The following is an 11,734-nucleotide window of genomic DNA, read 5'->3' on the forward strand; positions in this document are numbered from 1 at the left end:
GGAACACCCGGGTCAGCACACCCACCGACACCAGATCCGACAACCGACGACCCGTCTCCGGCTTCACCCATCCAGCACGAGGCATGTCACCAAACTACACCGTTGTAAGTTTAACTGAACGGTATTGGGGCTAGCTGTTCTGTCCAGGCAGGTGGGTCAGCAGGATCGCGATGACACGACCCGCTAGAGACGACCAGTGGACAGCCAGTGCTGTGCGATGAGCATCACCCATGGCGACCGGTGAGGCCGGTGCCCGGCGCGCCGCTCGATTGCGGGACTGGCGAATATTACCTCGAGGCTTTCCCGGTCCTCGGCATCGGTGAAGTGAATGTCCTCCGTGGCCGCTCGATCGGACAGTGAACTGTTCATAAGTCCAGTCTGGTGCTTTCCGATTCCGAGCAGCAGTGGCAGACTTGCCATCATGCGAAAAAAAACGGCCAGACATCGCGTAGCAGTAGCGGCGAACCCCGGGGCGCCGATCTTCGAACTCGCGGTGCCTTGCGAGGTGTTCGGGATCGATCGGCGCGACATCACCGACGACTGGTACGACTTCCAGATCTGTCCGGCGGTCCCGAACGTCAGGCTGGCCGGTGGCTTCATCGCCGCCCAGGACGCCTCGCTCGACGATCTCGCGACGGCGGACACGGTCATCATTCCGGCCTGTGGCGACGTCCATGCCGCCGCACCGAAGGGCCTTGTGGCCGCGATCCTGCAGGCGCACGCGCGCGGGGCGCGAATCGCCTCCATCTGCTCCGGCGCCTTCGTGCTGGCCGAGGCCGGCTTGCTCGATGGGCGCCGGGCCACGACGCACTGGATGCATGCCGAGGAACTGGCCAAGCGTTACCCAAAGGTGAAGGTCGACGCCTCGATCCTCTACATCCAGGACGGTGCCATCTGGACCTCGGCCGGCACCTCCGCCGGGCTCGACCTGTGCCTGGAGCTGGTCCGCCGGGACCACGGCTCGGCCGTGGCCACCGAGCTGGCGTGCCGGATCGTGATGCCGCCGCACCGCGAGGGCGGTCAGGCCCAGTACGTCCGGCACCAGGGCGCTTCGCCCGGCAGCGCCGACCAGCAAGCGGGGTTGCAACAGTGGGCGCGGGAGAACCTGGGCCACGTGTCGGTGCTGGCCCTGGCACGAAAGGCCGGGATCAGCCAGCGCACCCTTGTCCGACAATTCCGATCGACGACGGCGATGGCGCCGCAACAATGGCTGAACCGCGAACGGATCCTGCTCGCTCAGCACCTATTGGAAAGCACCGACCTCACCATTGACTCGATCGCCGCGCGGTCGGGTTTCGGCACCGCCACAAATCTTCGTCAACGATTCCGTCGCGACGTCGGCATCTCACCCGCCGCCTATCGCCGGGCTTTCTTCGACGACCATTTGGTGCCGTCCGAGCGAGCCTTGGGCGCGGCGGTCGTGGCCTAATCCGAAGCCGAGACATTTGCGGGCATCTCGACCCGCCGCAGTCGGCCGCCATGTCTGTTTAATTACGAAACTTGTCTCGTTTCGGGGTGTATGGCGACTTTAGGATCGACCATGGTTATTAGGTGAGTTCAGAGCCAGCTGCAGTCGCCACCACTTCTTCCCACCCGACCAGTTTGACCCCCAGCATCGGACTCGGGCAGGGCGTTGCCCTTTACGTCAGCGCAATCCTTGGCGCCGGCGTCCTGGTGCTGCCGGGCCAGGCGGCCACCCTCGCCGGACCGGCCTCACTGCTGGCCTGGGGCTTCAGCTGCCTGCTAGGCGTTCCGCTGGCACTCACGTTCGCGGCCCTGGCCACCCGCCTGCCCCACGCCGGCGGGGTGTCGACGTACGCGGCCAAGGCATTCGGCGCCCATGCCGGCGGCGTGGCCGGCTGGTGGTACTTCGTCGCCGGCTCGGTCGGGCAGACGATCGTGCCGCTGACCGGCGGGTACTACCTCGCCTCGGCCGCCCACCTGAACCAGCACTGGAGCTACCTCTTCGCCGGAGCGATTCTGCTGACCGCGGCGCTGGCCAACCTGGCCGGCATCCGCACCAGCGCCCGGGTCCAGGTCGCCCTGGCCCTGACAGTGGCCCTGGTCCTGCTGGTGGCCAGCCTGTTCGCCATCCCGCACGCCCGAGCTGCCAACTTCACCCCGTTCGCACCGCACGGGATGTCGGGCATCGGCAGCGCCGTGGTCGTGCTGTTCTTCGCCTTCGCCGGCTGGGAGGCGGTCGCCCACCTGTCCGAGGAGTTCCAGGACAGCGGGCGCGATCTGCGCCGCGCGACCGCGGTCACCATCGTAGTCGTCACGATCCTCTATCTCGCCATTGCCGCCGCCGTCGTCGCCACTGGCACCTATGGCAACGAGCAGACTGACCACTACGCGATCGGCAAGCTCCTGCAGTCGGCGATCGGCGTCGGCGCTGGCTGGAGTTCAGCCGTCGTGGCCCTGGTGATCAGCCTCGGCACGACCAACGCGTTCGTCGCGTCGGTCTCGCGACTCGGCTACTCGCTGGCCCGAGACGGCTGGCTGCCCCGACGCTTCGGCCACCTCAACCGACACAGTTCCCCGGCTGGCGGGATCTGCCTGGTCGCGGCCGTCGGCGGTGCCGGGCTCATCCTGGCCTGGATCTTCAACTGGGGCACGCAGCAGATCGTGTACATCCCGTCCACCCTGGTCATCTTCGTCTACCTGCTCGGCACCGCCTCGGCGATCAAGATCCTGTCCGGATCCAGCCGGGTGATCGCCGTAATCGGCTTCATCCTGACCCTAGTCACGGTGCCCTTCGCTGTCGGTCATGTCCTGGTGCCGATCGTGATCGCGCTAGGGGCGCTCGGCTACCGCGCGGTCGCCGGGCGTGGTCGCGGGGCGGCCAAGGAACCAGCCCGATCCGCGCCGGGCTGATCCTGGCCGCGAACGCGCAGCACAAACACCACGCGCGCGTCGAGCAGGTTCTGACGGAACCGGTCCGTCGGCCATCATCGCGGCGACACTGCGGCGGCTCAGTAACGGAGGTAGTGAGATCAAGATCCTCGACAAGATCTATGACTTGGTGGCCGTCGGCTACGGTCCGGCCAACCTGGCCCTGGCGATCGCACTCGACGAGCTACCCCAGCCGCCGCGGGCGGTCTATCTGGAAGCCTCGACCCAACCCCGGTGGCAGTCGAACATGCTGCTGCCCGGCTCGGACATCCAGCACAACCCCATCCGTGACCTGGTCTCGTTGCGCAATCCGCGCAGCCGTTACTCATTCATCAACTTCCTCTTCGAGCACGACCGGCTGATCGAGCACCTGAACCTGCCGGTCGCCTTCCCGTTCCGTTCGGAATACACCGAGTACATCGACTGGGTGCGCAACACCGTGCCGGCGGACGTGCGCTACGGCGCCCGGGTGAGCGCGGTTCGTCGCAGCGAGGAGTTGCCCGGCGGCTACCGCGTCGAACTCGCCGACGGCCAACACCTCACCGCCCGTGCAATCTCGCTCGGTCCGGGCCGGACCCCTCTGATCCCGGACGAATTCGCCGGGCTAGACGGTCCGCGCATCTTCCACCTCACGCGGTATCTGGCGGCCATCGAGGCCCTGGACCTCGGCCGCGACGCCCAGGTCGCGGTGATCGGGGCGAGCCAGTCCGCGGTCGAGCTCACCCTGGATCTCACCAACCGGCTGCCGGCCGGCCGGGTACACCTGGTAGCCCGATCGTGGTCGTTGCGGGCCAAGGACCACAGCCCGTTCAGCGAGGAGATCTACTTCCCCGCCTTCACAGACCGCTACTTCACCGCCAGCGAGGGTGATCGCGGGCTGTTGGACTCCTTTACTCGTCCGACGAACTACTCGGCCGCCGACCTCGACGTCCTCGAGCGGCTGTACCTGCAGATGTACGAGGACCGGGTGCTCGGCCGTCGGCGGGTCGAACTGCTCGGAGAGAGCCACGTGGTGCGGGTCGAACCACGCGACAACCAGGTCGAGCTGACCCTGGTCGGACCCGGCGACGGCTCGCCGCGCGTGGTGCTGGCCGATGCGGTGGTCCTGGCGACCGGATTCCGTGACATGGGTCGTGGCAGCCGGCACGAGCCGCATCACCCGCTGCTGACCGAGGTGGCCGACGACTTCGCCTGGACCGACTCCGGTTACCTGCAGGTAGAACGCGACTACCGGTTACAGCCCCGGCCCGGCCTCGACCTCGGTCCGGTCTATCTCAACGGTCTGTGCGAATCCACCCACGGCATCGGCGATGCCGGCTCATTCAGCCTGCTCTCTGTCCGGGCGCAGACGATCGCCTCCTCCCTGCTCACCGAGCTGCGTCGGCTGGAGAACCAACAGCCGCTGCTGCCTTCGCTTATCAACTAGGAGCCCTCCCCATGTCCATCGATGTCCACGCCGCCCTGACTGCCCGCTCGCTGCCGGGTCCCCGCTCCGCGGCGCTGCTGCAAAGGCAGGCCGAGCACGAGTCGAACGCGCGAAGCTATCCCCGCAACCTCCCGTTCGCGATCGCGCGCGGCGAAGGCAGCTTCCTCGTCGACGTGGACGGCAACAGCTACGTCGACTTCCTAATGGGTGCTGGCGTACTGCCGCTTGGGCACAGCCACCCCGAACTCGTCGACGTCGCGGCCCGCCAACTCGGGGTGTTCGCGCACGGGCTCGACATGCCCACCGAGGTCAAGGACGAGTTCACCGCCGTCCACCTCGGCCTGCTGCCTGATGCGATGCGGGCCGACGGTTACAAGATCCACTTCTGCGGCCCGACCGGGGCAAACACCGTCGACGCTGCGATCAAGCTGGCCAAGACGGCCACCGGTCGGCGGGAGATCATGGCGTTCCGCGGTGGCTTCCACGGCACCACGCACCTGGCCATGTCGCTCACCGGGCTGCTCGACCAGCGCGAACCGGTGGCCAACACCGTTCCGGGCGTGCACTTCGCCCCCTACAGCCACTGTTCCCGGTGCCCGCTCGGCCTGGAACGTTCGACATGCCAGGTGAACTGCGCGGCGACGATCGAGACCCAGCTGCGCGACGTCAATGGCGGGATGTTGCCGCCGGCCGCGGTCATCCTCGAGCTCGTCCAGGGCGAGGGCGGCGTCATCCCGGCCGAACCGGAGTTCGTCCACCGGGTCGCCGCCGCCGCGCGGGAGGCCGGCGCGCTGCTGATCGTGGACGAAGTGCAGACCGGCTGCGGCCGAACCGGTACCTGGCTCGCCTTCGAGCAGTACGGCATCGAACCGGACATCATCTGCCTGTCGAAGGCGCTGTCGGGCATCGGCACCCCGCTGGGCATCATCATCTACCGCAGCGAGTTCGACACCTGGGCGCCGGGAGCCCACACCGGAACGTTCCGCGGAAACCAGCTGGGCTTCGCGGCCGGCATCGAGACCGTGCGGATCTTCGAGCGCGACGACATCCTGGACAACGTACAGCGCCGAGCCGCGCAGGTGCGCCGGATCTTCGAGCCGCTGGAGGCGCTGCCGCACGTGCGTCAGGTCCGCGGGCTCGGACTCATGTGGGGCATCGAACTGCAGGATCCGGAGACCGGCGCACCCGAGGGTTCGCTGGCCCGAATCGTTCAGCGACGTGCGGTCGAGCTCGGTCTGATCGTCGAGCGCGGTGGCCGGCAGGACTGCGTGGTTAGGATCCTGCCGGCGCTCAACGTCACGGCCGAGGTCATCGACGCCGCCTGCGGCCTACTCGCCGAGCTGGTCGAGTCCTGCGTCGACACGACCCCGCTGCCCTCCGGTCGAGCACTCGCCCTGTCCGAAAGCTTCGCATGATGGCCGTTCCCGAATCTGCCTCCCTGGTCGGGATCGGCTTCGGTCCGGCCGGCATCGGACTTGGCGCCGCGCTGACGGATGCGGCGTCGTCGGAGTTCGACGGCGGCTGGGCCGCGGACTTCGCTCGGGAGGCCGTCTTCATCGAATGGGCCCCGTCGAGTGCCTGGCAGCCCGGCATGGTGCTGCCCGGCACCGACATCCAGCACCACTTCCTTCGCGACTTCGGCACCCCGCGCGATCCGGCCAGCCCGTTCGGCTTCATCCACTACCTACACGAGCGGGACCGGTTCTACCCGTTTACGTTGCGCAGCGGCTATGTCACCCGGGCGGAGTGGTCGGACTACTGCGAGTGGGCCGCGGCCCGAGTGATGTCGAAGGTCCGCTACGGCCACGGCGCGGTGTCGGTGGAACCCGTGCACGGGAGCGACGGTATTCTGGTGGCCCTGGCCGTGACGGCCCGCGATCAAGACGGGGCGCTGAGCACCACGCTTACCAACCGGGTCGTCCTGGCCACCGGCCACGAGCCGTACGTACCAACCGAGTTCCGCCCGGCGCTGGGTGAGCGGGTTTTTCATTCCTGCCAGTTCGCCCACCGGATGCGCACTCTGGCCGGTCGACTGGGCTCGGTGGCCGTCATCGGCGGCGGGCAGAACGCCGGAGAGGCGCTGCTGCACCTATACCACTCGACCGGCGTGCAGCTGCACTCGATCGTGCGCAATAGCGGCTTCCGGCTCTACGATCTCGGCCATTTCGCGAACCAGGCCTATTGGCCACCGGAGACCGACTACTTCCACGCGCTGCCGCCAAGCGCGCGCACCCAGATCTTCGACGAGCAGTACCGGACGAACTACGCCGCGGTCGACCCAGACGTCTCGACCGGGCTGTACAACGCCTGGTACGACGGCGAGGTATCAGGTCAGCAACGGCTGGACATGATCCGCCGGCACGCCGTCACCTCGCTGCAGGCCGAGAACGACCGTGTGCGGCTGCGCCTGCAGGAGTGCCACACCGGCGCGGTCCGGCAGTTGGAGGTTGACGCGGTCATCCTGTGCACCGGCTACCGCGAACCGGCCGTCCCGGAGGTCCTGCGCCCATTGGCCGAACATCTCACCGTCGAGAGCGACGGCCGGCTAGCCGTGGAACGCGACTTCCAGGTTCCGCTCCAGCACGCTGACGACGTAGCGCTGTATTTGAACGGCATGTCCGAGTCCCGGCATGGCATCGCGAGCGCGACCTCGTTCAGCCTGCTCGCTCATCGGGCCGCCGAGATCGTGCAGAGCTTGCGGCAACTGTCCGAGGCTCCCGTACTGGAAAGAGCATCGAAGTGAGGATCTTTCATCTGCACGAGCAGGACTGGCAGGCCGAGCCGGCCTACAACACGGTGGCCCGCCGATTCTTCCCGTGGGACGGGATCGAGGCCGCCGAGTGGGGCGGTGCCTGGGTGCAGGTGCTTCCCGGCGAGACCTCCACCCCGCATCACCACGACGAGAACGAGGTGTTCTTCGTCGTGGCCGGCGGCGGCTTGGTCCGCCACGGGGCCGAGCAGTACCGGATCGGCTACGGCAGCTCGATGTACATGGAGCCCGGCGTGGACCACTGCGTGGTCAACGACGGCCCGACTCCACTGGTGTTCGTCTCGATGTGGTGGGACGGTCCGGTGCGGACCACCCCAGAGCCTGACCCGGCATGACGAACCGCACCACGGTCGTCATCGGCGGCGGCGTCGTCGGGGCGTCGATCGCGTGGAACCTGCGGAACACCAGTGCGCCCGGCCACGACGTCCAGCTGCTGGACACCCACCTGCCGCTGCTGGGGGCCACCGCCTACTCGGCCGGTATCCTGCGCCGGCACCACACCCTGGCCGAGGACATCGCCCTGGCCGGGGAGTCGATCGGATTCTACCGCCGCTTCGCCGACCATGTCGGTGGCAGCAGCGGGTACACCCGGCAGCAGTTCCTGCTGTTGCTAAAAGCCGAATCGGCCGCCGACGCCTCGGTGCACCGCGGCTACATCGATCGGTTCGAGCCGGCCTCGCGCTGGCTGACCTCGGCCGAACTCGCCGGCCGCTACCCGTACATGACGATCGGTGCCGACGAGTTCGGGGTGCTGGAGACCGACGGCGGCTACGGCGACGCGACTGCCACCGCGCTGTCCTACCGGTCCGCCTTCGTCGGCGCCGGGGGTGATCTGCGGTGCGGGGTGTGCGTCGAGGGCATCGAACGGGCCAACGGTCGCTGGCGGCTGCGAACCAATGTCGACGATCTGGCTGCCGATGACCTCGTGATCGCGGCCGGCTGGCAGTCCGCCGAGCTGCTGGCCAAGCTGGACATCGAACTGCCCGTCGTGGCGCGCCGGATCGGGCTGGCCGTCATCCACGGTGACCCGGCGCCGAGTTCGGGCCCGGTGGTGATCGACGACGTGACCGGCGCCTACTTTGTGCCGCGCCCGAACGGCTCCGTCGCGCTCGGCGTCCGAGCCCGGCCGAGATGGGACCAACCGTTACCGGCGCAGCCGCTGAGCCGTGCCGAGGTCACCGAGGCGGTGCGTCGCAGCTCGGCCCGGGTGTCCTCGTTCGCCCAGGCCCGGGTCGTCGGCAGTCAGGCCGCCTGCGACGGTTACACGCCCGACAACCGGCCCGTCCTCGGCCCTGTGCCGGAATGCGACGGCCTGCACCTGGCCTGCGGGTTCTCTGGCGGCGGATTCAAGATCGCTCCCGCAGTCGGGCGGCACGTCGCCGACGGCGTGGTCACCGGCCGGACGCCGGATGCGATCGCCGCCTACGATCTGCGCCGGTTCGCGCGCGGCGACCAACTCGTTCCGGAGCGTCGATATGCGCATCTCTGAAACGCTCGGGCTAATGCACGAGGCCCGGCGTGGATTCCGGCAACGATTGTTCCGTACGCGGTTGATGTGCGACGTCGAGACGGTCATGGCCAAGGACCCGGCCTCGCCCAACCTCGCCTACGCCCTGACCCACCAGGGCCTTCACGCGATCTGGCTGTACCGGGCTGCCCACCTGCTGCACCGGCGGCGGCGGTTGCTCGCCCGCGGCGTCGCCTACCTGGCGCGGGTTGTCACCGGCGTCGACCTGCATCCCGGAGCCGCACTCGGCTCGGGGGTGTTCATCGACCACGGTTGTGGAGTCGTCATCGGCGAGACGGCCGTGCTCGAGGACGACGTCATGCTGTATCACAACGTGACCGTCGGATCGGTCGGCTGGTGGCATCCGAAGGTCGTCGAGGGCCGCCGCCACCCCGTCATCCAGCAGGGCTCGGTGCTGTGCACCGGCGCCTTAATCCTCGGCCCGGTGGTCGTCGGACGCGACTGCGTGATCGGTGCCAACGCGGTGGTGCTGGCCGACCTGCCGGAACACAGTCAGCTCTCACCCGGAACAGTGTGGCGCGGTAACAGTCCGCAGCGCGCCACCGAACAAGTCACGATCCCTCGGAATTCGCTCGGAGAGGTTCTTTGATGACCCGCTACATCGTCACGGCCGCGCCACCCAACCCCAACGGTGACCTGCATCTGGGTCACCTGTCCGGACCGTTCCTCGGTGCCGACGTGCAAGCCCGCTACCTGCAGGGCCAGGGCCACTCGGTGCTGCATGTCTCCTACATCGACGAGCACTCCTGCTATGTGCCGCGCCGCGCCCGCGAGTTGGGTGCAGACCCGTACGAGACGGCTCGCGCCCTCGGTACCCGGATCGAGCAGACGCTGGCCCTCGGCCATATGCTGCCTGGCTTCGTGGGCCGCCCGCATCGCGGCGCCCACCACGACCTGCTGGTGACGCGCCACTTCTCTCAGCTCTGGGATCGAGGTTGCCTTCAGGTCGCCGAGGATGACGTCTACTGGTGCTCCACCTGCGAGCACTACCTGTACGAGGCTGAGATGCGGGGTTCGTGCCACCACTGCGGAGCCGCCTCGGACGGGTTTTACTGCGAGGAGTGCGGCCGGCCCCAGACCTCCGGCCAGCTGCGCGAGGCCTACTGCACCACCTGCGGCTCGATTCCGACACTCCGCCGGCACCGGCGCATCTTCTTCCCGCTGGACAAGTACCGGCACACGCTGACCGACTACTTCCGCGATCGGCCGCTTCGGCCGCGGCTGCGGCAGTACCTGGACCTCATGCTGTCCGAGCCACTGCCGGCCACGCCGATCAGCCGGATCGGCGAGTACGGGATCGGGGTGCCGCTGGAGGAGTGGGCGGGCCACTACCTCGATACGTGGTTCAGCGGCTATTTCGGTTACCTGGCCGCGGCCGAGCTGGCGGCTCGTACCTCTGGGCACGAGACGCCGGACTGGGCCGACGACGAAGCCCAGGTGTTGGAATTCTTCGGTTTCGACTGCTCGTTCTCGCACGCGGTGTTGTGGACGGCGCTTGCCATGGCCCTGGGCACCGTGCCCACGCCGGCCCAATTGAACACCAACGAGTTCTACCGGCTCGAGGGTGCGAAGTTCTCCACCAGCCGGGGCCACGCCATCTGGGGTGGGGAGTTCCTCACCACGGTGCCGGCCGATAGCCTGCGGTTCCACCTCTGTCTGACCGGGCCGGAGACGAAGCAGACGAACTTCTCCCGGCGCGCGTTCGCCGACACCACCCGTGACGTGCTCGTCGGTGGCCTGCAGTGCCTGCTCGCCCGCTTCGACGATGCGACCCTCGCCCCGACGCCGGGGGCGACCGACGCCGAGCTGCTGGAACGGGTTGACAGCTGGCGCAGTGAGGTGGGCGCCAGCCTCGAACCAGCACACTTCTCGCCGGCCGCCGCCGCAGAATCCATCCGGTGTCACGTCACCGATGCCAGCCTCGCGGCCCTCGTAGACTCAGCTGGCGGCTCAGCCCGGTTGACCGCGCTGCGCCAGATCGCCGGGCTGGCGCACCCGTTAATGCCGGGTTGGACCAACGACGTCCTAACCGCCATCGACCCCGCCTATCCGCAGCTCGCGGCTTTCTCGACCTCGCCGGGCCGGACCCCGTACCGGTTGACGGTGGGCGCAACCCCGATCGAGATCCGGTCCCTTGCTCTCGATGAGTGACTGGTGGGCTGACGTCGCCAGGCTTGTACGGGGAATGCTCGGGGTCGGGATCGTCGTCGTCTGTCCGCTGGCCGCCGCGCTGTCGCCCCGCGCCGGCGCGGTAACCGTACTCGTCGGGTGCGGCGCGCTGGTCGGGGCCGCCGCGCTGTTCTGGTTGCGGCCGTTCGGCTCGGATGCGCAACGGCATCCCAGTGGCGTCCGGCAACTGCCCCGGCGGTGGCACCTGGTATACATCGCCGGGTTCTGCGGCGGTTCGGGCTACCTGGTCACGATCGCGGCCGCTCTGCTGCATCTCACCCTGTCCGGACCGGTGTGGCCGGCCTGGCTGGTGGCGATCGCCGGCACGGCGCTGTGGGCATCGGTGCCACCGGCGCCGGCCGGCCTCAAGGTGGGACTCGCCTTGGTCGCGCTGGTGCTGGGCACCCTGAACAGCTCGCTGAGCGCGGCGGTCGGGCGGCAGGCCCTGGGGCAGGCCCCCGCCGTCACCGTCCTGTTCGGCACCGCCCTGCTCGCGGTCGGTTGGGAGCAGCTCGCCGCCCGACACCGGCCGGAGTTCCGGCGCACCGCGACCGCGGTCGCGAGCTGCGTGATCATCGTCGTGGCAGGTTACCTGTTCGTCCGACTCGCGCCCCTGCATGTGGCCCCGGCACCGGCACGGCACCTGGCCGCACCGGTGGCCGCGGCGATCCTGCTGCTCCTCCTGATCGGCAACATAAGGGCCATCGCCGGCTTCTGGATACCGCCGACCCAGGCTTCGGCGCCGCGCAGCACGGTGACTGCGGTGGCCGCGACGGTGATCACGCTCGCCGCGCTGATGCGCGTGGCCGGGCTGGCCCCGACCTGGCTGCTGGTCGCCCCCGGATTGGCGACGCTAACGCTCTACCTCGGATTCGCCGCGCGCCGGCCGCGCGCCGTCGCACCGGCAGAACCGCGGTAGGTGTTAGCCATCCGCCGATCTACTCGCCTC

At 68.5% G+C, this 11,734-nt stretch carries 10 protein-coding genes; all 10 read left to right on the forward strand.

The window, feature by feature from the left end; all coding sequences use genetic code 11:
• The first annotated feature begins 421 nt into the window (after positions 1-421).
• The 10 genes from RM423_RS08510 to RM423_RS08555 all read left to right on the forward strand — a co-directional run bounded on the left by RM423_RS08510 (position 422) and on the right by RM423_RS08555 (position 11,704).
• A complete protein-coding gene (locus tag RM423_RS08510) occupies positions 422-1,429 on the forward strand; it encodes a GlxA family transcriptional regulator (RefSeq protein WP_311422592.1) in 1,008 nt (335 codons plus the stop codon).
• Positions 1,430-1,602: 173 nt separating this feature from the next.
• Positions 1,603-2,874, forward strand: coding sequence for an APC family permease (locus RM423_RS08515; protein ID WP_311422593.1), 1,272 nt, complete (start codon positions 1,603-1,605; stop codon positions 2,872-2,874).
• A gap of 145 nt (positions 2,875-3,019) precedes the next feature.
• Positions 3,020-4,318, forward strand: coding sequence for a SidA/IucD/PvdA family monooxygenase (locus tag RM423_RS08520; protein ID WP_311422594.1), 1,299 nt, complete (start codon positions 3,020-3,022; stop codon positions 4,316-4,318).
• 11 nt (positions 4,319-4,329) lie between these two features.
• Positions 4,330-5,733, forward strand: coding sequence for an aspartate aminotransferase family protein (locus RM423_RS08525; RefSeq protein ID WP_311422595.1), 1,404 nt, complete (start codon positions 4,330-4,332; stop codon positions 5,731-5,733).
• A complete protein-coding gene (locus RM423_RS08530; RefSeq protein WP_311422596.1) occupies positions 5,733-7,061 on the forward strand; it encodes a SidA/IucD/PvdA family monooxygenase in 1,329 nt (442 codons plus the stop codon). The genes RM423_RS08525 and RM423_RS08530 overlap by 1 nt, the downstream gene beginning before the upstream one ends.
• Positions 7,058-7,423 carry a cupin domain-containing protein gene (locus RM423_RS08535; protein ID WP_311422597.1) on the forward strand — a complete coding sequence of 122 codons (366 nt, stop codon included), beginning with the start codon at positions 7,058-7,060 and terminating at the stop codon, positions 7,421-7,423. The genes RM423_RS08530 and RM423_RS08535 overlap by 4 nt, the downstream gene beginning before the upstream one ends.
• Positions 7,420-8,577 carry an NAD(P)/FAD-dependent oxidoreductase gene (locus tag RM423_RS08540; protein WP_311422598.1) on the forward strand — a complete coding sequence of 386 codons (1,158 nt, stop codon included), beginning with the start codon at positions 7,420-7,422 and terminating at the stop codon, positions 8,575-8,577. The genes RM423_RS08535 and RM423_RS08540 overlap by 4 nt, the downstream gene beginning before the upstream one ends.
• Positions 8,564-9,205 carry a serine O-acetyltransferase EpsC gene (epsC, locus tag RM423_RS08545; RefSeq protein WP_311422599.1) on the forward strand — a complete coding sequence of 214 codons (642 nt, stop codon included), beginning with the start codon at positions 8,564-8,566 and terminating at the stop codon, positions 9,203-9,205. The genes RM423_RS08540 and epsC overlap by 14 nt, the downstream gene beginning before the upstream one ends.
• Complete coding sequence (locus RM423_RS08550; protein ID WP_311422600.1) at positions 9,205-10,767, forward strand: class I tRNA ligase family protein; 1,563 nt, start codon at positions 9,205-9,207, stop codon at positions 10,765-10,767. The genes epsC and RM423_RS08550 overlap by 1 nt, the downstream gene beginning before the upstream one ends.
• Complete coding sequence (locus RM423_RS08555; RefSeq protein ID WP_311422601.1) at positions 10,760-11,704, forward strand: hypothetical protein; 945 nt, start codon at positions 10,760-10,762, stop codon at positions 11,702-11,704. Before RM423_RS08550 ends, RM423_RS08555 begins: the two co-directional genes overlap by 8 nt.
• Positions 11,705-11,734 lie beyond the last annotated feature (30 nt).

The sequence above is a fragment of the Jatrophihabitans lederbergiae genome, from assembly GCF_031845305.1.
Taxonomy (GTDB): domain Bacteria; phylum Actinomycetota; class Actinomycetes; order Mycobacteriales; family Jatrophihabitantaceae; genus Jatrophihabitans_A; species Jatrophihabitans_A lederbergiae.